The organism is Mesorhizobium sp. USDA 4132, from assembly GCF_056279545.1.
In genome coordinates this window covers 4,082,712-4,105,200 of record NZ_JBWCCP010000001.1, presented here as the reverse complement: position 1 = coordinate 4,105,200, position 22,489 = coordinate 4,082,712, and the positions used below count along the sequence as shown (strand labels likewise).

Here is a 22,489-nt window from a genome sequence, read left to right as displayed (position 1 = left end):
CGGCTGCACAAGCGCTTAACGCAACTGGTTAAAACTTCGTTCAGGCAGATTTAGGAGCTAAGCACGGGGATGGGCGCGGTCGTAGACTTCCAGCAATCTGGAGGAGTCGACGCCGGTATAGACCTGGGTTGTCGAGAGGCTCGCATGGCCGAGCAGTTCCTGGATGGTGCGCAGATCGCCGCCGCCGGCAAGCAAATGCGTTGCGAAGGAATGCCGCAGCGCATGTGGGGTTGCCGTCTCCGCCAGGCCGAAGGCGCTCCGGAGCTTCTGCATTTCCCGCTGGATGATCGCCGGCTGCAGCGGCCCGCCGCGGGCGCCGCGAAACAGCGGCTTTTCGGCTTCCAGATGGTAGGGGCAGAGTTTCCTGTAGGTGGCGACGGCATCGAACACGGCCTGCAGCAGCGGCACGAGACGGGTCTTGCCGCCCTTGCCGGTGATCCGCAGGGTTGTCGCGCCCGGCGCCAGGTCCGTTGGTCTGAGACCCAGGGCCTCGGAGATGCGCAGGCCGCAGCCGTAGAGCAGGGCCAGCACGGCGGCATCCCGCGCGGCGATCCACGGCTCTTCCTGCAGCTGGGCACCTGTCGTGACGAGGTTGAGCGCCTGGCGGTCGGTCAGCGGTTTCGGCAGGGACTTCGGCTGCTTCGGCGCCCGGATGGCGCCGGCGGCTGCAGCGTTCACCAAGCCCTTTCGCTCGAGATAACGAAGAAATGAACGGAGCCCGGCGAGATGCCGGCCGAGCGACCTTGCTCCGGAACCGTCTCGGCGGCGCGCAGCCAGAAAAGCACGCAGGTCGGCCGGGCGCAGGGTGTGGATATCGGAAATTTTCGCCGGACCTGCCAGATGTCGGGTCAGAAACGTCAAAAACTGCCGCGTATCGCGTTCATAGGCATCGAGCGTGTTGTCCGACAGCCGGCGTTCGTTTGCCAGGCTCTCCAGCCATTCGCGACGTTTTTCCATGAGATCGGGTGCGGCGATAATCAGCAGCTCATTCACTGTCGGCCCCGTTGAATTTGGATTGGTTGCGCCCCAGATTGCTCTGGACGGCGTTACAAAATCCCTAAGACTGCCTTAGTCGTGGGTAACGATGTCATCGTTCGATCATACGGGGCTGCCATACCAAGCAGGTCCTGCCTGCGGGAGTTTCTATGGCGCGCCGTGATTCTACGACCACTTTTGGACAGTTCGCGGAAACAATCGCCCTCGTTTCACAAGGCAGACCCGGCCACATCGTCGACACATTGATTGCCGAGCGCGGCCAGCGGATCGTCCAGAATCCGCTCTGGCCGGTGATGCGGCCATTTCTCTACACGCTGCTGCGTTATGGACGGGCGATCAACTTCGCCAACGACATCTCGACGCTCAGCGGCTTCCAGTGCTTCGAATACATGAGCGACCTCCTGAAACTGGATGTGACGGTCGCCAATGCCGAGCGCATTCCCGAAAAGGGCGGCTTCATTCTCGTCAGCAATCACCCGACCGGGATCGCCGACGGGGTTGCCGTCTTCGACCTCCTGAAGTCGCGCCGTCCGGACATGATGGTGTTTGCCAACCGTGACGCGGTGCGCGTCAATCCGCGGTTTTCCGAGATGATCATCCCCGTCGAATGGCGGGAGGAATACAAGACCAAGCTGAAGGCGCGCGAGACGCTGGTTCTGACCAACAAGACCATCGAGGACGGCAAGGTCATGGTGCTGTTTCCCTCGGGGCGCATCGCCTATTGGGCGGAGGGCAAGCTCAACGAACGGCCGTGGAAAACATCCGCCGTCAGTCTCGCCCGCAAGTACAATCTGCCGATCCTGCCGATTCACATGCGGGCGCGCAATTCCGGCCTGTTCTACTGGTTCGCCAAATGGTCGACGGAACTGCGCGACATGACGGTGTTCTACGAACTCCTGAACAAGAAGGGCGACCATTTCGATTTCACCGTCGGCCAGATGATCCCGCCGAGCGCGCTCGATGGCGATATGACCGAGGTCACCAAGGCGCTGGAACAGCACACGGTGTTCGAACTTGCCGCGGATGGCGATGCGACGTTCAAGCCTGCCGAGAAATCGCAGACGGCTTCGGCGGCATGAAAGAGATGTGTCCCGTGGATATCGCTCCCTTAGGCATGAGTGTGGTGATTACTCCGCTCAGGGACCCGCTGGCCGGAGGCGTCATGCCGCTTGCCGAGGCCGCCAGACAGGAAGGTTATAGTCACATCCTCCGGATCGCCGAGGAATGGTCTTCCGGAATCAATCGTTTCGAGCGACGCGGCGAAAGCCTGCTGGGCGCCCATGATCAGGGGTTGCTGATCGCCGTCGGCGGGATGACGATCGAACCGACGCGGGCCGACTGGCTGCGGATGCGTCGTTTTTATGTGTCGCGGGAATACCGCGGCGGAGGCATAGGCAGGCGCCTTGCCGAATACCTGCTCGAACACGCCCGCTCTTTCACGTCGGTCGTGACCGTCCATGCCGGCAGCGACGATGCCAGTCGTTTCTGGCAGGCCATGGGCTTTCTGCCGCTGACGGGCGAGAGCTATACGCATACCTTGCGCCTCACCTGAGCGGCATTTTTACATCCCGCTCTTCGGCTAGGAATAGCGCATGCTGCTTCGCTCGATGTTTGCCGCCAACTACCGCTCGCTGCGCTCGATCCGCATGGATCTGGCCGGTGTCAACCTGTTCATCGGCGAGAACGGTGTCGGAAAGTCCAATCTTTACCGTGCCCTGCAGCTGGTGCAGGCGGCGGTTCGCGGCAACCTGGCCTATGAGATCGCGGCCGAAGGCGGCATGGCCTCGGCGCTCTGGTCCGGTCAGCGCCGGCAGGAGAAGAATTTCCGCATCAAGCTCGAGGTCGAGGTTCTTGATGAAGAGCGGGCGGTGACGTTCCGCTACCGGGTCGAGGCGGGGCTTCGCCCGCCTATCGATGCGGCGGGCTTTGCCTTCGAGCCGCAGGTGAAGGAGGAGGAGCTTGTCGTTGAAACCGGTTCGCGGCCCGTGACGATGATAAAACGTACCGGGCCGGGGATCATGGTGCGTGGGACAAGCGGTCGCATGGAGGAGTATCCCGAAAAGGCGATGACCTCGGAAACGGCAATCGCGCTGCTCGGCGATGCCGGCCACTATCCGGAAGCAGGGGCTTTTCGGCGATTGATCGACGGCTGGCGGTTCTTCCATGGTTTTCGAACGGATCGCGATTCCACCCTGCGGCAGCCCTGCCTTGCCGTTACCTCGCCGCTGCTGGATCAGGACGGAGGGAACATGGCGGCGGTGTTCGCGACACTCGTCCACACCCGCGGGGATACGGTGGAGCTCGACCGCGCCGTTGCTGCGGCTCTGGGCGGGGCGAAACTGCATGTGCCTGAGCCAGGCGAATATGCGGAATTCGGCCTGATCTTTCCGGATCTCCCCAAACGGGTGTTTCAGCCGCGCGAGCTTTCCGACGGGCAGATCCGTTTTCTCGGGCTTGCGGCCGCGTTGATGTCCTATCGCCAGCCGCCGCTGATTGCGCTCAACGAGCCGGAGGCGAGTCTGCATCCGGATATGCTGGCGCCGCTGGCGGACATGATCGCCCAGGCCGCTCGCTACAGCCAGATCTGGATCGTTACCCATTCGGAGCCGCTTGCTTCCGCCGTCGAGGAACGTTGCGGCACGCGGCCGCGGCGGGTGATACGAAAGGATGGTGCGACCTGGATCCAGGGCATGCGGCTGACCGGCGCCATCGATGACGACGAGGACGATGAGTAGTCCTGTTTAGGGTTCACTTTTGTTCCGCATTTGGGCATGGTCCCGCCCATGGGCATAGATTCGTCCGATCTCTTCGGTTCACTGTTCGAAGCGCCGTCATTGGCAAGGGTGGTGCCGGTCCTGGTGCCGCTGCCGGTGCCGGGCGCCTATAGCTATGCCGTGCCGGAGGGCGTGCATGTGGAGCCCGGTTCGGTCGTGCAGGTGCCGGTTGGCCCGCGGCAGCTGATCGGCGTCGTCTGGGACGGGGACAACGACGACAGGCTCGACCCGAAGAAGCTGAGGCCGATCACGCTGGTCTTCGATTGCCCGCCGCTCTCCAAGGAAATGCGCGACTTCGTCGACTGGGTGGCGAGCTATACGCTGTCGCCGCCGGGCCTCGTGGCGCGCATGGCAATCCGCGCGCCGGCGGCACTCGATCCGGAGCCGATGGTCGAAGGCCTGCGTTATCTCGGCGGCCAGCCGGAGCGGTTGACACCGGCGCGCGCCCGGGTGCTCGATCTTGCCGGCGAGGAGGAAATTCCGTGGACGCGCAGCGGGCTGGCACATGCTGCCGGTGTCTCGATGAGTGTTGTCGACGGGCTGACGGCGCAGGGAATTTTCGAGACCGTCTTCCTGCCGCCACCGCCGGTCGTGGCGAGGCCCGATCCGGACTATATCAGCCCGCGCATCGAGGGACCGCAGAAACAGGCGTCCGTGGATATCCTCGACTCAATCCGGGCCGGCGGGTTCTCCGCCTCGCTGATCGATGGCGTGACCGGCTCGGGCAAGACGGAAGTCTATTTCGAGGCGATCGCCGAAACCTTGAGGCGCGGAAAGCAGGTGCTGATCCTGCTGCCGGAAATCGCGCTGACATCGAGCTTCCTCGAGCGTTTCCAGGAGCGGTTCGGCGCCAAGCCCGGCGAATGGCATTCGGACCTTGCTCCTCGCATGCGCGAAAAGGTCTGGCGCGGCGTGGTGACCGGCGAGGTGAAGGTGGTGGCCGGCGCGCGTTCGGCGCTGTTCCTGCCCTTCGAGGATCTCGGCCTGATCATCGTCGACGAAGAGCACGACCCTGCCTACAAGCAGGAAGACCGGGTCTTCTACAATGCCCGCGACATGGCGGTGGTGCGCGCCCGGATCGGGGATTTTCCGATCGTGCTGGTTTCCGCGACGCCTTCGGTGGAGAGCCAGGTCAACGGCTTGGCCGGCCGCTACAACACCGTGCACCTGCCGACCCGTTTCGGCGATGCGGCGATGCCGGACCTGCATCTGATCGACATGCGGCGCCACCCGCCGGAGCGCGGCGGCTTTCTGTCGCCGGTGCTTTTGCGCGCCATGAAGAAAACCCTGGAGCGGAACGAGCAGTCGCTGCTGTTCCTCAATCGCCGTGGTTATGCGCCGCTGACCCTCTGCCGCGTCTGCGGCCACCGGTTCCAATGCCCGCAATGTTCGAGCTGGCTGGTGGAGCACCGGTTCAAGAGCCAGATCCAGTGCCATCAATGCGGTTATTCGGAGCGCACGCCGGAAGCGTGTCCCGAATGCGGGACCTTCGACCACCTCGTCGCCTGCGGCCCGGGTGTCGAGCGGATTGCCGAGGAAGTCGAAAAGCATTTTCCGGAAGCGCGGACGATCGTCATGTCGTCGGACCTGCTCGGCGGCGTCAAGCGCATGCAGCTGGAGCTGGAGGCGATCGCCAAGGGCGAGGCTGATATCGTCATCGGCACCCAGCTGGTCGCCAAGGGCCACAATTTTCCACTGATGACGCTGGTCGGCATCGTCGATTCCGATCTCGGGCTTTCGAATGGCGATCCGCGCGCCGCCGAGCGCACTTTCCAGCTTCTGAGCCAGGTGACCGGCCGCGCCGGGCGAACCGGCCTCAAGAGCCATGGCCTGCTGCAGACCTTCCAGCCGCAGCACCCGGTGATGCAGGCGATCGTCTCGGGCGATGCCGGGGCCTTTTACGAACGCGAGATCGCCGAGCGCGAGAAGGCGATCCTGCCGCCGTTCGGCCGGCTTGCCTCGCTGATCGTCTCCGCCGATACCCGGGCGGATGCTGAAACCCATGCGCGGGGCCTCAGGGCCGCCGCGCCAAAAGTCACCGGCATTTCGGTGCTCGGTCCGGCGGAAGCGCCGCTGGCGCTGGTGCGCGGCCGGCACCGCTTCCGGCTTTTGGTGCATGGCCGGCGCAATTCCGACATGCAGGCGTTTCTGCGGGCTATGCTGGAAAACGGCCCGAAACAGCGCGGGTCCGTTCAGATCCAGCTCGATATCGATCCGCAGAGCTTCCTTTAGCGGAATGGCTCAGCCCGGCGGCAGGCCGCCGAGATAGAGGATGCTGCGGTTCGGCAGCTTGTCGAGCAGGGCATGCAGAGCCGGATCGGGAAAACGTTTTTCGAAGGGTTGCGCCCAGGCGATGTCGTCGGCATGGAGCTTGATCTCCTCCTGCTTCACGCCGGCTTTTGTATCGAATGCCTGGGGGTTGTCGATGCTGGCGGCGGCGGTTTTCACCAGTCGGCCCAGCGCCGCGTTGCGCTCGGCATAGAGATCCTTGCCGTTGGCCGCGGCGAGCTCGGCAATGGTGACGAGCGGGGCCGCGGCGAAGAGATGGTAGTGGAGGGCGCGGGCGCGGCGGTCCATTTCGAGCGGCAGCGTGCCGTCCGGGCGGATCTGGGCGATGCCGACACGGAAACTCTCCATGCCCCAATCGGTCAGGTCCTCGCGGCTTGCGGCAATGCCGGCAGCCATGGCAGCAAAACCGCTCCAGTAACGATGGTTGTTGCGGCCATCCATCTTGTTATCGCGATCATTGTAATAGGTCATGTTCCGCTCGGCGATCCTCGCCAGCCAGTGCGGAACGGCGTCGGTCGCGGAAGCCGGCACCCCACGCGCGGAGCGGACTTTAAGCCAGGCCACCGAAAACGCACCCAGCATCCAGCCTTGCACGTAAACCGCCTGGTTGCTGGACATCGGACCGGAGAGAACTCCGGAACGGGCGAGCGTCGAAAGCCAGGATGCGGCGCAGACGGCGGAGGATGCATCACCCGTCGTGCGATACCGGTCGGCCATCGCCTCGATCTTCCGTGCGGCGGCCTGCAGGGGCTTCACCGCGTCGTCATAGGCCTGCTTGCGGGCGGGATCGATGACCGAGTGGGCCTTGTCGCTATAGTAGTCTTCCGTCTCAAGGCCGGCCGGGAGGTTCGGCGCGGGCCCGCATTTCTCCGGGGTTGTGGCCGCCGCCGCTGTGGGCGGATTGTCCCAGGGGCTTTTTACCATCTGGTCGGCGAGGGCAGGCGAGAGGCGTGAGACCGCGATCGCGACAGCCAGGGCCGAGAGCCGGAAAATTCTTGTCGTCGTCGTCATTCCGTTTCTCCTGATCGGCTGCCGCATCGTCTAACCGGCCCGAGAATTCGTCGTTTTTCGACTTGTTTACCCAAATGGTTATAATCGAACGAATCGAATGAAACGAGGGCCGGATGGAACTCTATTTTCCCACGGAATTCGGCGAACGGGTCGCCTTTGTCTGTGCGGCGGTAACCGCTGCGCTCGGTCTTCTCGTTTTCTTGTTTCCCGCTTTCGTTCTGCGCCTGACGGCGTTCCAGATCGGCGAGGTGCGGCCGGAAGGTTATGCCGCGGTCCGATCCACCGGCGCCCATCATCTGGGCTTCGGTGTTGCGGCGATCATGCTCGCCCAGGACTGGATCTACATGACACTCGGCATCGCGCTCGGATTTGCTGCTGTGGGACGATTGCTGTCGTGTGCCCTGGATCGAGGCTTCACCCTCAGAAACGTAGCATTTTCCCTACTTCAGGTTGTGCTTGCCGGCGGGCCGCTCGCCTATGTCTTCGGCTATATCTGACGCATAATTCGAAGATTGCAGGCGGTTGCCTGCCGAAAATCCTTCCGCTTCCGGTATAAAATCGCTCTCAGCCCTTGCGTGTCCGGCTTTTTCCGTTATCAGGCGTGTTGCGAGTCCTTACAGCCTATGCTAGACGGACCGCGAAAGTCGGAAAGGGTAGGGCGCAAGCTCTGCAGGTTCTGAGAAAAAATCAAACGATTTCAAGCTCTTGCTTCACCTCTCCCATAGGGTCTGGCGCTTGGATGGCAATACAGGGAAACTGTGCCCGTGGCTGACACGTCCCAGCTTATTTCCGGTGTAGCGGAGCGTTATGCTTCCTCGCTTTTCGAACTGTCTCTCGAGGCTGGTTCGATCGACAAGGTCGGTGCCGATCTTGATCGTTTTCAGGCGCTGCTGGATGAGAGTGAAGACCTGCGACGCCTGGTCGCAAGCCCGGTATTTTCCGCCGAGGACCAGCAGAAGGCCGTGATCGCCGTAGCCGAGAAGGCTGGCATTTCCGGTCTCGTTGCCAATTTCCTGAAGGTGGTCGCCGGCAATCGTCGTCTTTTCGCGATGCCGGGCATGATCCGCGCCTTCCGCCAGATCGCCGCAGAGCATCGCGGTGAAATCACTGCCGAGGTTACCTCGGCGCATGCGCTGTCCGCAGCGCAGGAAAACGAACTCAAGTCGGCGCTGAAGGGCGTAACCGGCAAGGACGTGGCAATCGCCGTGACCATCGACCCGTCGATCCTCGGCGGACTGATCGTCAAGGTCGGTTCTCGTCAGATCGACACTTCCCTTCGCACCAAACTTTCCACCCTTAAGCTTGCACTGAAAGAGGTTGGCTGATGGATATCCGCGCCGCGGAAATTTCCGCAATTCTGAAAGACCAGATCAAGAACTTCGGCCAGGAGGCTGAAGTTTCCGAAGTCGGACAGGTTCTGTCCGTCGGCGACGGCATTGCCCGCGTCTACGGTCTGGACAATGTCCAGGCTGGCGAAATGGTCGAATTCCCGGGCGGCATCCGTGGTATGGCGCTGAACCTCGAAGCCGACAATGTCGGCGTCGTCATCTTCGGTTCCGACCGCGCGATCAAGGAAGGCGACATCGTCAAGCGGACCGGCGCCATCGTCGACGTTCCGGTTGGTCCGGAACTGCTCGGCCGCGTCGTTGACGCGCTTGGCAACCCGATCGACGGCAAGGGCCCGCTCAACGCGACCCGCCGTTCGCGCGTCGACGTCAAGGCTCCGGGCATTATCCCGCGCAAATCGGTTCATGAGCCGATGTCGACCGGCCTCAAGGCCATCGACGCGCTCATCCCAGTCGGCCGCGGCCAGCGCGAGTTGGTCATTGGTGACCGCCAGACCGGCAAGACCGCTATCATTCTCGACACGATCCTCAACCAGAAGGCCATTCACGACAACGGCCCGGACTCGGAAAAGCTGTTCTGCGTCTACGTCGCCATCGGTCAGAAGCGCTCGACGGTTGCTCAGTTCGTGAAGGTTCTCGAAGAGCGTGGCGCTCTGCAGTACTCGATCATCGTTGCCGCGACTGCTTCCGATCCGGCTCCGATGCAGTACTTGGCACCGTTCGCCGGCTGCGCCATGGGCGAATACTTCCGTGACAACGGCCAGCATGCCCTGATCGGTTACGACGACCTTTCCAAGCAGGCCGTCGCCTATCGTCAGATGTCGCTGCTGCTGCGCCGCCCGCCGGGCCGCGAAGCTTATCCGGGCGACGTGTTTTACCTGCATTCCCGCCTTCTGGAGCGCGCTGCGAAGCTCTCCGACGAGCGTGGCAATGGCTCGCTGACGGCTCTGCCGGTCATCGAAACCCAGGGTAACGACGTTTCGGCCTTCATTCCGACCAACGTGATCTCGATCACCGACGGCCAGATCTTCCTTGAAACCGACCTGTTCTACCAGGGTATCCGTCCGGCCGTTAACGTCGGCCTGTCGGTTTCCCGCGTCGGTTCGGCCGCGCAGATCAAGGCGATGAAGCAGGTTGCCGGCTCGATCAAGGGCGAACTCGCCCAGTATCGTGAAATGGCCGCCTTCGCCCAGTTCGGCTCCGACCTCGACGCCTCGACGCAGCGCCTGCTGAACCGCGGTGCACGCCTGACGGAACTCCTGAAGCAGCCGCAGTTCGCGCCGCTGAAGACGGAAGAGCAGGTCGCAGTGATCTTTGCCGGCGTCAACGGCTACCTCGACAAGATCGCGGTCGCCCAGGTCGGCAAGTTCGAGCAGGGCTTCCTCTCGTACCTGCGTTCCGAAGGCAAGGCTATCCTCGACGCGATCCGCACCGAGAAGCAGCTTTCCGACGACACGCGTGCGAAGCTGAAGGCCGCTCTCGACAGCTACGCCAAGTCGTTCGCCTGAGAACGGATCAAGCCCACCTAACCCCCAGGGGACCGATAACGGATGCCTTCACTTAAGGATCTGAAAAACCGGATCGCCTCCGTCAAGGCGACGCAGAAGATCACCAAGGCGATGAAAATGGTCGCCGCGGCGAAGCTGCGCCGTGCCCAGGAGGCGGCCGAGGCCGCCCGTCCTTACGCGGAACGCATGACCAAGGTGCTGGCCGGCCTTTCGGCCGCCAATGCCGGCAATGCGGAAGCGCCGCTGCTGCTTTCGGGCACCGGCAAGGACCAGGTTCATCTGCTGATCGTTGCGACCGGCGAACGCGGTCTGGCCGGGGGCTTCAACTCCTCGATCATCCGCCTCGCACGCGACCACGCGCTGAAGCTGCTTGCCCAGGGCAAGACGGTGAAGATCATCACCGTCGGCCGCAAGGGCAACGACATCCTGCGCCGCACCTTCAAGGACAACATCGTCGACTACGTGACGTTCCGCGAAATCAAGCAGCTCGGTTTCGCCCAGGCCGACGAGGTGGCACAGAAGGTGCTCGCGCTCTACAATGCCAGCGAATTCGACATCGCGACGCTGTTCTATGCGCGCTTCCAGTCGGTGATCTCGCAGGTGGCGACCGCCTCGCAGATCATCCCGGCCAAGTTCGATGCGACGCAGGCTGCGGATGCCTCCTCGGCGCTCTACGAATACGAGCCGAGCGAGGAGGAAATCCTCGAAGACCTGCTGCCGAAGAACGTCGCGGTCCAGATCTTCCGGGCTCTGCTCGAAAACAACGCTTCCTTCTATGGCGCGCAGATGTCCGCAATGGACAACGCGACGCGCAATGCCGGTGACATGATCAACAAGCTGACGCTTTCCTACAACCGTCAGCGCCAGGCACAGATCACCAAGGAACTTATCGAAATCATTTCGGGCGCGGAAGCGCTCTGAGGTAAAGAAAGAGGGTAAGAATCATGGCTACCGCAACGGGCACGTCCCTCGGCAAGGTGACCCAGGTTATCGGCGCTGTCGTCGACGTCACTTTCGACGGCGAACTGCCGGCGATCCTGAACGCGCTTGAAACCGACAACAACGGCAATCGCCTCGTTCTCGAAGTCGCGCAGCACCTCGGCGAAAGCGCCGTCCGCACCATCGCAATGGACTCGACCGAAGGTCTGGTTCGTGGTCAGCACGTCACGGATACCGGCGCTCCGATTACCGTTCCGGTCGGTCCGGAAACGCTCGGCCGCATCATGAACGTCATCGGCGAGCCGGTCGACGAAGCCGGTCCGCTGGTCACTTCCGGCAAGCGCGCCATCCACCAGGAAGCACCGGCTTATGTCGAGCAGTCGACCGAAGGCCAGATCCTGGTTACGGGTATCAAGGTCGTCGACCTTCTCGCGCCTTACGCAAAGGGGGGCAAGATCGGCCTCTTCGGCGGTGCAGGCGTCGGCAAGACGGTTCTGATCATGGAACTCATCAACAACGTCGCGAAGGCGCACGGTGGTTATTCCGTGTTCGCAGGCGTCGGTGAGCGTACCCGCGAAGGCAACGACCTTTACCACGAAATGATCGAATCGGGCGTCAACAAGCACGGCGGCGGCGAAGGCTCCAAGGCAGCGCTCGTCTACGGCCAGATGAACGAACCGCCGGGCGCCCGCGCCCGCGTCGCTCTGACGGGTCTCACTATCGCTGAAGACTTCCGCGACAAGGGCCAGGACGTTCTGTTCTTCGTCGACAACATCTTCCGCTTCACCCAGGCAGGTTCGGAAGTGTCGGCTCTGCTCGGCCGTATTCCTTCGGCCGTGGGTTATCAGCCGACGCTGGCCACCGACATGGGCCAGATGCAGGAACGCATCACCACCACGACCAAGGGCTCGATCACCTCGGTTCAGGCCATCTACGTTCCCGCCGACGACTTGACCGACCCGGCACCTGCAACCTCGTTCGCCCACTTGGACGCAACGACGGTTCTGTCGCGTTCGATCGCCGAAAAGGGCATCTACCCGGCCGTCGACCCGCTCGACTCCACCTCGCGCATGCTCGACCCGCTGGTCGTCGGCGAAGAGCACTATGACATCGCCCGCAAGGTCCAGTCGACCCTGCAGCGCTACAAGGCTCTCCAGGACATCATCGCCATCCTCGGCATGGACGAACTGTCCGAAGACGACAAGATGACCGTCCAGCGCGCCCGCAAGATCGAGCGCTTCCTGTCCCAGCCGTTCTTCGTCGCCGAAGTCTTCACCGGTTCGCCGGGCAAGCTTGTCGCGCTCGAAGACACGATCAAGGGCTTCAAGGGCCTCGTCAACGGCGATTACGACCATCTTCCGGAAGCCGCCTTCTACATGGTCGGCTCGATCGAAGAAGCCGTCGAAAAGGCCAAGAAGCTGGCTGAAGCCGCCTGATCCTAAACGAGATGGCGCGCAGGACTATCTCCGGCGCGCCTTTCCCGCATAAAACACGCGGGCTTCTCGGCAAGGAATTGCCTCGATGCCCTGGTGATTTAGTTTTTCGCAATCCCGGACGCAAAACCGCTCTGCACTTTTGCTGGAATTGCTTTGAGGAAGTGGACCTTCATGGCCGAGGCTTTCAACTTTGAACTGGTTTCGCCCGAGCGCCTGCTCGTCTCGGAAAAGGTCACCGAAGTGGTGATCCCGGCGACGCTTGGCGAAATGACGGTGCTTGCCAATCACGCGCCGACGATGACGACGATCAAGCCGGGTGTGGTTTCGGTGAAGCTTGCTTCCGGCCAGGTCAACAAATACGTCGTTTTCGGTGGCTTCGCCGACATTCTGCCGACCGGCTGCACGCTGCTTGCCGAATCCGCGGTTCCGGCGAGCGAGCTGACCCACGCGACGCTGCAGAAGCGGATCGAGACGACGCAGGCCGAGATCAATCACGCGCAGAGCGACGAGCACAAGACCAAGCTCGAACAGTTCCTGGCGGAACTGACGCACCTGAACGGCGTCGTCAATCCGGCCTGATACGTCAAAATTCTCTGCGAAAGAGCAAGGCGGTCCGAAAGGCCGCCTTTTTCTTTGGGCGATGGTCGGGTTCCTCTGGCGGCTATCGTCGTGACCGGATGACTGCTTGTATGTGCCGCGCCATCTTGTTAGCCCTTGCCAGTGGAGGAACGCGATGATCGACAAGCTGGAATTCTTCATTGCCCTGGCACGGGAAGGGCACTTCGGCCGGGCGGCGGAGGAATGCGGCATCTCACAGCCGTCGCTTTCGGCGGCCATCCGCCAGCTCGAAGAACAGCTCGGGGTACAGCTCGTTGTGCGGGGTTCCCGTTATCAGGGCCTGACGCCGGAAGGCCAGCGGGTGCTGGAATGGGCAAAACGGATCGTCGGCGATGCGCGCACCATGCGCGAGGAAATGCGGGCCGCCCGTAAGGGTCTTGCCGGTCACATTCGGCTTGCATCGATCCCGACTGCCCTGGCGATGATCCCGAGGCTGACCGAACCGTTCCAGGCAAAGCATCCGGATGTCACCTTTTCCGTTGTCTCGCGCAATTCCCTGCAGGTGCTTTCCCAACTCGACAATTTCGAAATCGACGCGGGTATCACCTATCTCGACAACGAGCCATTGGGGCGGGTGACGAGTGTACCGCTCTATGCGGAGCGCTATAATCTGGTGACGGCTGAGGGTGCGCCTTATGCGGACCGGGAAAGCGTCGCCTGGAAGGAAATGGCCGATCTTAGGCTCTGTCTATTGACGCCCGACATGCAGAACCGCCGGATCATCAATCAGCACCTCGCGCAAGCCGGCGTGACGGTGAAGCCAATGCTCGAATCGAACTCGATGGTGGTGCTGCTTTCGCATGTGGGCACCGGGCGCTGGGCGAGCATCATGCCGCGCAACGTGGCGCGATCCTTCGGATTTGCCAAGCAGATCCGTACGATCCCCCTTGTGGAGCCGGAAGCCAGCCACATCGTCGGGCTGGTCGCGACCCACCGCGAGCCCTTCACGCCGCTGGTCTCTGCCCTGCTTCACGAGGCGCGGAGCCTTACTCCTGCCGCCATGGCTTGATAGCTTTTTTCTATCGCGTAACCGATCTCCTTTATTGACGGTTGCGGCCCCGGTTGCGACATTCCATTCCCAGTAGGCGAAGTACGATTGTCGGACAACTTCGTCAGCTTTCTGATCCGCATACGGGCATGGTGGCGCCGACGCCACGGGGCCGGAAACGGGTCAGCCGGGAGGCTATGACATATGAATATGCGTATTTCCGCTGGTGAGTTCACCGAGCGGTCGCTTCAGATCATCAGGGATCTGAAGCATCTGGAAGGCCCGATGCTGCCGATCCTGCATGCGATCCAGGCAGAGTTCGGTTATGTGCCGGAAGAGGTGAAGCCGGTCATTGCCAGCGAACTCAACCTGTCGCGCGCCGAAGTGCATGGGGTCGTGACTTTCTACCACGAATTCCGCGACCATCCGGCCGGACGGCATGTGCTAAAGCTCTGTCGCGCCGAAGCCTGCCAGTCGATGGGAAGCGACCGCATGGCGGACCACGCCCGGCAGCTTCTCGGGATCGACTTCCATCAGACGACGCTCGATGGTTCGGTGACGCTGGAAGCCGTGTACTGTCTCGGGCTCTGTGCCTGCGCGCCGGCCGCGATGCTCGATGGCGAAGTTTTTGGCCGCGTCGACGAGCACTGTCTTAGCGAAATCGTTGCGGGGTTAAACCTATGACGGTGACGATTTTTGTTCCGCGCGATGCCGCAGCGCTCGCACTTGGTGCCGAAAAGGTGGCGAACGCGATAATCGCCGAAATCGCAGCCCGCGGCCTCGATGCGAAAGTCGTGCGCAACGGCTCGCGTGGCATGTTCTGGCTGGAGCCATTGATCGAGGTGAGTACCGAACACGGGCGTATCGCCTATGGGCCGGTCAAGGCCGGCGACGTCAAGGGACTGTTCGATTCGGGTTTTCTGGAGGGTGGACAGCATGCTTTGCATCTCGGGCCGACCGAGGACATTCCATTCCTGCGCCAGCAGACGCGGCTGACCTTCTCCCGTTGCGGCGTCACGGATCCGCTGTCGCTGGATGACTATCGCCAATATCAGGGGCTGAAGGGCCTCAAGAATGCGATCGCCATGACTGGCGCCGAGATAGTCGCCCAAGTCACCGATAGCGGCCTTCGCGGGCGCGGCGGCGCCGGCTTTCCGACCGGGATCAAGTGGAAGACGGTGATGGATGCGGCGGCCAGCCAAAAATACATCGTCTGCAATGCGGATGAGGGCGACAGCGCCACGTTTGCGGACCGGATGATCATGGAAGGCGATCCCTTCGTGCTGATCGAAGGCATGATTATCGCCGGCATCGCGACGGGCGCCACCAAGGGTTATGTCTATACCCGCTCGGAATATCCCCATGCCATCGCGACGATGCGCCAAGCCGTGGAGATCGCCCGGGCCGCCGGCATCCTCGGGCCATCGGTGATGGGTTCAGTGCATGCCTTTGACATGGAGGTCCGCTCCGGCGCCGGCGCCTATGTCTGCGGCGAGGAGACTTCGCTGCTGAATTCGCTGGAAGGCAAGCGCGGCATCGTGCGCGCCAAGCCGCCGCTGCCGGCACTGCAGGGTTTTCTCGGCCGTCCGACGGTGGTCAACAACGTCATCTCGCTTGCATCGGTGCCGGTCATCATGGATCGCGGTGCCGCCTTCTATCGCGATTTCGGCATGGGCCGTTCGCGCGGCACGATCCCGATCCAGATCGCTGGCAATGTCAAATACGGCGGCCTGTACGAAACTGCCTTCGGCCTGTCGCTCGGCGAGATCGTCGATCATATCGGCGGCGGCACGGCGACCGGGCGGCCTATCAAGGCGGTGCAGGTGGGCGGGCCGCTCGGCGCCTATTTCCCGCGCGCACTCTTCGATACGCCGTTCGACTACGAGGCCTTCGCGGCCCGGGACGGTCTGATCGGCCATGCCGGCATCACCGTGTTCGACGATAGCGCCGACATGCTGAAACAGGCGCGGTTCGCGATGGAATTCTGCGCCATCGAGAGCTGCGGCAAGTGCACGCCCTGCCGCATCGGTTCGACCCGCGGCGTCGAAACGGCCGACAAGATTGCGCAAGGGATCGAGCCGGAGAAGAACAAGGCGCTGCTCGCCGACCTCTGCAACACGATGAAGTTTGGCTCGCTCTGCGCGCTCGGCGGGTTCACGCCCTATCCGGTGATGAGCGCGATGAACCACTTTCCGGAGGATTTTTCTCCGGCGCCGATGGTGGAGGCGGCGGAATGATAGCCCTGCGCGCGTCAGCTCCGGCTGAACTCCGGAGCACCCCCCTCTGCCCTGCCGGGCATCTCCCCCTCAAGGGGGGAGATCGGCTGGGGGCTTGCTCACCACTGACGATTTCACGCCTCATTTTCCGCGACGCATTCTCTGAAGCGAAGGTCGTGCCGCTGGTGATCTCCCCCCTTGAGGGGGAGATGGCCGGCAGGCCAGAGGGGGGTAATCTCGCCCGCCGTGCGTCGCGCAATTTCACTTCCATACAGGAGACACACGATGTCCCTCGTTCATGAAATCGACTACGGCACGCCCGCCTCACGCTCCGAAGCCCAGGTCACCCTTACCATCGACGGCCGCGCCATCACCGTGCCGGAAGGCACCTCGATCATGCGCGCTTCGATGGAGGCCGGCATCAAGGTGCCGAAACTCTGCGCCACCGACATGGTCGACGCCTTCGGGTCCTGCCGCCTGTGTCTTGTCGAGATCGAAGGCCGCAATGGAACGCCGGCCTCGTGCACCACGCCGGTGATGCCGGGCATGGTCGTGCACACCCAGACCGGCCGACTGAAGGACATCCGCAAGGGGGTGATGGAGCTCTATATCTCCGACCACCCGCTCGACTGTCTCACCTGCGCGGCCAACGGGGACTGCGAATTGCAGGACATGGCCGGCGCGGTAGGCCTTCGCGATGTGCGCTACGGCTACGAGGGCGACAATCACGTCAAGGCTCGCAACGACGGTGCGATCAACGCCAAGTGGATGCCGAAGGACGAGTCGAACCCCTATTTCACCTACGACCCGTCGAAATGCATCGTCTGCTCGCGCTGCGTCCGTGCCTGCGAAGAAGTGCAGGGCACGTTCGCGCTGACGATCGAGGGCCGTGGCTTCGGCAGCCGGGTTTCGCCCGGTGCCCACGAACTCTTCCTCGATTCCGAATGCGTTTCCTGCGGTGCCTGCGTGCAAGCCTGCCCGACGGCGACGCTTACCGAAAAGTCGGTGATCGCGATCGGCCAGCCGGAACATTCGGAGGTCACCACCTGCGCCTATTGCGGCGTCGGCTGCTCCTTCAAGGCGGAAATGCGCGGCGAAGAGCTTGTGCGCATGGTGCCATGGAAGGACGGGCAGGCGAACCGCGGCCATTCCTGCGTCAAGGGGCGTTTTGCCTATGGCTACGCAACCCACAAAGACCGCATCCTCAACCCGATGATCCGCGAGAATATCTCCGATCCGTGGCGGGAAGTCACATGGGAAGAGGCCTTTTCGCACGTGGCCTCCGAGTTCCGCCGCATCCAGTATCAGTATGGCCGGGAATCGATCGGCGGCATCACCTCGTCGCGTTGTACCAATGAGGAAACCTTCCTCGTCCAGAAGCTGATCCGCGCCGGTTTCGGCAACAACAATGTCGATACCTGCGCCCGCGTCTGCCATTCGCCGACCGGCTACGGCCTCGGCCAGGCCTTCGGCACTTCGGCCGGAACCCAGAATTTCGATTCGGTCGAGCACACCGATGTCGTCATCGTCATCGGCGCCAACCCGACCGACGGCCATCCGGTGTTCGCATCGCGGCTCAAGAAGCGGCTGCGCCAGGGCGCCAAGCTGATCGTCATCGATCCGCGCCGCATCGATCTCGTCCGCACGCCGCATGTGGAGGCGGATTATCACCTGCCGCTGCAACCGGGCACCAATGTTGCCGTGCTGACGGCGCTGGCGCATGTCATCGTCACCGAAGGCCTGTTCGACGAAAAGTTCATTCGCGAACGCTGCGACTGGTCCGAATTCGAGGATTGGGCCGGCTTCGTTTCGGAAGACGCACACAGCCCGGAGGCGACCGAGAAATATACCGGCGTGCCGGCGGATCTCGTGCGCGGTGCGGCCCGGCTTTACGCCAAGGGCGGCAACGGGGCGATCTATTACGGCCTCGGCGTCACCGAGCACAGCCAGGGTTCGACCACGGTCATGGCGATCGCCAACCTTGCGATGGTCACCGGCAATATCGGCCGTCCGGGCGTCGGCGTGAACCCGCTGCGCGGCCAGAACAATGTCCAGGGTTCCTGCGACATGGGTTCGTTCCCGCACGAACTGCCGGGCTATCGCCATATCTCGGACGATGCGACCCGCGACACGTTTGAAAAACTGTGGGGCGTGACGCTCAACAACGAACCGGGCCTGCGTATTCCGAATATGCTGGATGCGGCTGTCGAAGGCACGTTCAAGGGCATCTACATCCAGGGCGAGGACATTCTCCAGTCCGACCCGGACACCAAGCACGTCTCGGCAGGCCTTGCCGCCATGGAATGCGTCGTCGTCCACGACCTTTTCCTGAACGAGACCGCCAATTACGCGCATGTCTTCCTGCCGGGTTCGACTTTCCTCGAAAAGGACGGCACGTTTACCAATGCCGAGCGCCGCATCAACCGCGTCCGCAAGGTGATGAGCCCGAAGAACGGTTATGCCGACTGGGAGGTCACCCAGAAGCTCGCCCAGGCGATGGGGCTTGCCTGGAACTATGCGCATCCGTCCGAGATCATGGACGAGATCGCCGTATCGACGCCGAGCTTCGCGCTGGTTTCCTATGACTATCTCGACAGGATGGGTTCGGTTCAGTGGCCGTGCAACGAGGCGCATCCGGTCGGTTCGCCGATCATGCATGTCGACGGTTTCGTGCGCGGCAAGGGCAAGTTCATCCGCACCGAATATGTCGCGACCGACGAACGCACCGGCCCGCGGTTCCCGCTGCTGCTGACGACAGGTCGAATTCTCTCGCAGTACAATGTCGGCGCCCAGACGCGTCGTACCGAAAATGTCACCTGGCATGCGGAAGACCGGCTGGAGATCCATCCGCACGATGCCGAACAGCGCGGCATCAAGGAAGGCGACTGGATCAAGCTCGCCAGCCGTTCGGGCGATACGACCCTGCGTGCGCTGATCACCGATCGCGTCGCGCCGGGCGTAGTCTACACGACCTTCCACCACCCGAACACGCAGGCAAACGTCATCACCACCGACTTCTCCGACTGGGCGACCAACTGCCCGGAATACAAGGTGACGGCGGTGCAGGTATCGCCTTCCAACGGTCCGACCGAGTGGCAGAGCGACTATGACGAGCTGTCGCGGCGGTCTCGTCGGATCGTGGGGAAACTGGAGGCGGCTGAGTAGGATGGCTGCGAGCGCCTGGCTTACCCCCCTCTGCCCTGCCGGGCATCTCCCCCTCAAGGGGGGAGATCGGACAGACGCATGGGCGGCATTCTCAGGCGCCAGGGACAAGTTTGCTCCATGGCTCACTTCGATAGCGGATGGAGCCTTGCCACATCCGATCTCCCCCCTTGAGGGGGAGATGCCCGGCAGGGCAGAGGGGGGTATTTAGTGGCAGTATTCAAAACCACCGCCACAGCCCCCGAGATCGCCCGCCGCAACGGCGTGGTCCGTGCGGCCACGCGGGTGGTGCCGGAGGAGGTGGCGATCGCCTTTTCCTATGGCGGGTCGACCCATGCGGTGATGATGGGCACGCCTGCCGATCTCGAGGATTTCGCGGTTGGGTTCAGCCTGACGGAAGGCATCATCGCTTCGATGGCCGAGATCGAGAGCATCACACCGTCGTCGAGGAAGGTGCCGGTCTCGATGTCCAGGTGACGCTCGCCGAGGATAAGGAAGATGCGCTGCGCGTCCGCCGGCGGCATATGGCGGGGCCGGTCGGCTGTGGGCTTTGCGGTATCGAGTCAATCGAGCAGGCCATGCGCCCGGTGCCGGATGTTTCCGCGGTGACGATGGCGCTCAGCCCGAAAGAGGTGAGCGAAGCTGTCGCGGCGCTTAACAGCGCCCAGCCGCTGCATCGGCAAACCCATGCGGTTCACGGCGCCGGCTTCGTCGTGCCGGGCAAGGGGCTGGTTGCCGTCCGCGAGGATGTCGGCCGCCACAATGCGCTCGACAAGCTTGCCGGAGCGGTCATCGCCAAGGGCCTCAAGGGTTCTGAGGGCGTCGTGGTCGTCACCAGCCGCATTTCGGTCGAGATGGTGCAGAAGACGGCGATCCTCGGCAGTCCAGTGCTGATCGCCATTTCCGCGCCGACAGCACTTGCCATCCGAACGGCGGAGGCGGCGGGCATGACCCTGATCGCGCTGACCCGCGGCGAGGATTTCGAGATTTTTACGCGGACCGATCGCATAACCACTGGAGTTGTCGCCGATGTCGCATGACCAAAGCCCCGAGCAACTTGTGCTCGACAAACTGGTCCGGATGGCCAACCAGATCGCCACCTTCTTTCTGTCGCAGCCGGAAAGCGTTCGCGCGGAAGGCGTTGCGACGCATATCAACAAATTCTGGGAGCCGCGCATGCGCCGGCACCTTTTCGAGCATCTCGACAATGGCGGGGCGGGACTGCTGCCACTCGTTGTCGAGGCTTCGACGTTGATCCGCCGGTCGGAGGCGAAGGTCGGATCGGGCGTTGGTGTGGGCGAAGATGCGAGGCAGGGTGCGCCGGGCGGCAAGGGCCCCACTGAGGGAGAATCGCTTTCCGAACCGAGCATTCCGGAGAGCGCCGCATGAATTCATCCATCCGGCAGGTGAGGGGCCGGAGGAGGAATAAAGCATAGCCGTCATCCAGAGGGAGGATATTTTTTAATGGCAATTGCAGACACGACGAACGAGGGCCTGACAGGCAATGTCGGGCTCCTCGATAGGGAACGTATTATCGCAAAACCGGGCTTCAATCGCTGGCTGGTGCCGCCGGCAGCTTTGGCTATTCACCTTTGCATCGGCATGGCTTACGGCTTCAGCGTCTTCTGGCTGCCGCTGTCCCGCGCCCTAGGTACCACGCAGGACCCGTCCTGCGCCAGCCTCAACCTCATCTCGGCGCTGTTCACGACAAGCTGCAACTGGCGTGTCGCGGACCTCGGGTGGATCTACACGCTGTTTTTCGTGCTGCTCGGTTGCTCGGCGGCGATCTGGGGAGGCTGGCTGGAACGGGTCGGCCCACGCAAGGCCGGTTTCGTCTCGGCCTGCTGCTGGTGCGGCGGCATTATCGTCGCGGCCATCGGCGTCATGACCCATCAGCTGTGGCTGATGTGGATCGGCGCCGGCGTCATCGGCGGTGTTGGCCTCGGTCTCGGCTATATCTCGCCGGTCTCGACGCTGATCAAATGGTTCCCGGACCGCCGCGGCATGGCGACCGGCATGGCCATCATGGGCTTTGGAGGCGGCGCGATGATCGGTGCTCCGCTTGCCAACCTGCTGATGAACTATTTCAAGACCGGTACTTCGGTCGGCGTCTGGCAGACCTTCATCTGCATGGCGGTCATCTATTTCTGCTTCATGATGGGCGGCGCCTTTGGTTACCGCATCCCGCCGGCCGGCTGGCGTCCCGAAGGCTGGACGCCTCCGGTCTCCAAGACGACTATGATTACCGCCAGGCATGTCCATCTGCGCGACGCACACAAGACCAAGCAGTTCTGGCTGATCTGGGCGGTGCTTTGCCTGAACGTTTCGGCTGGCATCGGCGTTATCGGCATGGCCTCGCCGATGCTGCAGGAAATCTTCGCCGGATCGCTGATCGGCTTGCCGAACCTGACCTTCTCGCAGCTCGATGCGAGCCAGAAGGCACAGATCGCCACGATTGCTGCCGGCTTTGCCGGGCTTCTATCGCTCTTCAATATCGGCGGGCGCTTCTTCTGGGCATCGCTCTCCGACAAGATCGGCCGCAAGAACACCTATTATACGTTCTTCGTGCTCGGCATCGTGCTTTATGCGCTCGCTCCGACGCTTGCCGACATGGGCAACAAGGCGCTCTTCGTACTCGCCTTCGGCATCATCCTGTCCATGTATGGCGGCGGCTTTGCGACCATCCCCGCCTATCTCGCGGATATCTTCGGCACCCAGTTCGTCGGCGCGATCCACGGTCGGCTGCTGACGGCATGGGCGACCGCCGGCATTCTCGGTCCGGTCGTCGTCAACTACATCCGCGAAGCGCAGCTCACCGCTGGCGTTCCCGCCGGACCGGCGCTCTATACCGGCACGATGTATATCCTTGCCGGTATGCTGGTGCTGGGTCTGGTCGCCAACGCGCTGGTGCGTCCGCTTGCCGACAAATGGTTCATGTCGGACCACGAGGTCGCTTCGCTGCAGGCAAAGACAGCTGCGGCGAATGCCGGTCCGACCGGTTCCTTCGGCATCGGCACCGGTGGTCTGGATGCCAAGGCGGCGATCGCCTGGGCCGTGGTCGGCATTCCGCTCCTCTGGGGCGTCTGGGTGACGCTGCGGAGCAGTCTGGTGCTGTTCGGCTGACATTCGGCAACCGGAATGATGAGGGGGCGGCTTGCCGAAGCCGCCCTTTCTTTTTGCCTTGCACGCAAATGTGAGGATAAAAA

The 22,489-nt window shown here is 62.6% G+C and carries 18 protein-coding genes and 1 pseudogene; 17 read left to right on the top strand and 2 right to left on the bottom strand.

Going from position 1 to position 22,489, the window contains the following annotated elements:
* Window positions 1–57 precede the first annotated feature (57 nt).
* Window positions 58–993, bottom strand: a complete 936-nt coding sequence (locus ACZ9IU_RS20520) for a tyrosine recombinase XerC (protein WP_038546496.1) — start codon at window positions 991–993, stop codon at window positions 58–60.
* Between the two features lie 152 nt (window positions 994–1,145).
* On the opposite strand from ACZ9IU_RS20520, the gene ACZ9IU_RS20515 reads away from it, so the two are divergent.
* From ACZ9IU_RS20515 to ACZ9IU_RS20500, 4 genes are read left to right on the top strand one after another with little or no spacing between them, the layout of a single operon-like run.
* Complete coding sequence (locus ACZ9IU_RS20515; protein WP_038546494.1) at window positions 1,146–2,075, top strand: GNAT family N-acetyltransferase; 930 nt, start codon at window positions 1,146–1,148, stop codon at window positions 2,073–2,075.
* Window positions 2,076–2,089: 14 nt separating this feature from the next.
* Complete coding sequence (locus ACZ9IU_RS20510; RefSeq protein ID WP_244447446.1) at window positions 2,090–2,548, top strand: GNAT family N-acetyltransferase; 459 nt, start codon at window positions 2,090–2,092, stop codon at window positions 2,546–2,548.
* A 40-nt stretch (window positions 2,549–2,588) separates the two neighbouring features.
* On the top strand, window positions 2,589–3,731 hold the full coding sequence (locus tag ACZ9IU_RS20505) for an AAA family ATPase (protein ID WP_038546489.1): 1,143 nt from the start codon (window positions 2,589–2,591) through the stop codon (window positions 3,729–3,731).
* Between the two features lie 48 nt (window positions 3,732–3,779).
* The gene (locus ACZ9IU_RS20500; protein WP_038546486.1) at window positions 3,780–6,002 is read left to right on the top strand and encodes a primosomal protein N'; all 2,223 of its coding nucleotides are present in this window, start codon (window positions 3,780–3,782) and stop codon (window positions 6,000–6,002) included.
* A gap of 9 nt (window positions 6,003–6,011) precedes the next feature.
* Here ACZ9IU_RS20500 and ACZ9IU_RS20495 read toward each other — a convergent pair whose 3' ends face one another.
* Entirely contained in the window at window positions 6,012–7,070 is a 1,059-nt protein-coding gene (locus tag ACZ9IU_RS20495; protein ID WP_051899856.1) for an alginate lyase family protein, read from the bottom strand.
* Between the two features lie 113 nt (window positions 7,071–7,183).
* Between ACZ9IU_RS20495 and ACZ9IU_RS20490 the strand changes: the two genes are divergently transcribed.
* The 13 genes and pseudogenes from ACZ9IU_RS20490 (at window position 7,184) to ACZ9IU_RS20430 (ending at window position 22,406) form a co-directional block, all read left to right on the top strand.
* A complete protein-coding gene (locus ACZ9IU_RS20490) occupies window positions 7,184–7,567 on the top strand; it encodes an AGROH133_08824 family phage infection protein (RefSeq protein ID WP_038546482.1) in 384 nt (127 codons plus the stop codon).
* A 261-nt stretch (window positions 7,568–7,828) separates the two neighbouring features.
* Window positions 7,829–8,395: a F0F1 ATP synthase subunit delta gene (locus ACZ9IU_RS20485; protein WP_051899855.1), complete on the top strand. Its 567-nt coding sequence runs from the start codon at window positions 7,829–7,831 to the stop codon at window positions 8,393–8,395.
* The gene (gene atpA / locus ACZ9IU_RS20480) at window positions 8,395–9,924 is read left to right on the top strand and encodes a F0F1 ATP synthase subunit alpha (protein ID WP_038546477.1); all 1,530 of its coding nucleotides are present in this window, start codon (window positions 8,395–8,397) and stop codon (window positions 9,922–9,924) included. The genes ACZ9IU_RS20485 and atpA overlap by 1 nt, the downstream gene beginning before the upstream one ends.
* A gap of 42 nt (window positions 9,925–9,966) precedes the next feature.
* A complete protein-coding gene (locus tag ACZ9IU_RS20475; protein ID WP_038546475.1) occupies window positions 9,967–10,845 on the top strand; it encodes a F0F1 ATP synthase subunit gamma in 879 nt (292 codons plus the stop codon).
* Between the two features lie 23 nt (window positions 10,846–10,868).
* On the top strand, window positions 10,869–12,299 hold the full coding sequence (gene atpD, locus ACZ9IU_RS20470; protein WP_038546473.1) for a F0F1 ATP synthase subunit beta: 1,431 nt from the start codon (window positions 10,869–10,871) through the stop codon (window positions 12,297–12,299).
* 171 nt (window positions 12,300–12,470) lie between these two features.
* Window positions 12,471–12,878 carry a F0F1 ATP synthase subunit epsilon gene (locus tag ACZ9IU_RS20465; protein WP_038546471.1) on the top strand — a complete coding sequence of 136 codons (408 nt, stop codon included), beginning with the start codon at window positions 12,471–12,473 and terminating at the stop codon, window positions 12,876–12,878.
* Between the two features lie 154 nt (window positions 12,879–13,032).
* Entirely contained in the window at window positions 13,033–13,926 is an 894-nt protein-coding gene (locus tag ACZ9IU_RS20460) for a LysR family transcriptional regulator (protein ID WP_038546469.1), read from the top strand.
* Between the two features lie 183 nt (window positions 13,927–14,109).
* Window positions 14,110–14,589: a formate dehydrogenase subunit gamma gene (locus ACZ9IU_RS20455; protein WP_038546466.1), complete on the top strand. Its 480-nt coding sequence runs from the start codon at window positions 14,110–14,112 to the stop codon at window positions 14,587–14,589.
* A complete protein-coding gene (locus ACZ9IU_RS20450; RefSeq protein ID WP_038546464.1) occupies window positions 14,586–16,142 on the top strand; it encodes a formate dehydrogenase beta subunit in 1,557 nt (518 codons plus the stop codon). The genes ACZ9IU_RS20455 and ACZ9IU_RS20450 overlap by 4 nt, the downstream gene beginning before the upstream one ends.
* Window positions 16,143–16,406: 264 nt before the next feature.
* Complete coding sequence (gene fdhF, locus ACZ9IU_RS20445) at window positions 16,407–19,286, top strand: formate dehydrogenase subunit alpha (RefSeq protein ID WP_038546461.1); 2,880 nt, start codon at window positions 16,407–16,409, stop codon at window positions 19,284–19,286.
* A gap of 207 nt (window positions 19,287–19,493) precedes the next feature.
* Window positions 19,494–20,323: pseudogene (gene fdhD / locus ACZ9IU_RS20440) on the top strand (formate dehydrogenase accessory sulfurtransferase FdhD).
* Entirely contained in the window at window positions 20,313–20,672 is a 360-nt protein-coding gene (locus tag ACZ9IU_RS20435) for a formate dehydrogenase subunit delta (protein ID WP_038546453.1), read from the top strand. Before fdhD ends, ACZ9IU_RS20435 begins: the two are co-directional and overlap by 11 nt.
* A gap of 75 nt (window positions 20,673–20,747) precedes the next feature.
* Window positions 20,748–22,406 carry an OFA family MFS transporter gene (locus ACZ9IU_RS20430; RefSeq protein WP_038546450.1) on the top strand — a complete coding sequence of 553 codons (1,659 nt, stop codon included), beginning with the start codon at window positions 20,748–20,750 and terminating at the stop codon, window positions 22,404–22,406.
* Window positions 22,407–22,489: the final 83 nt, after the last annotated feature.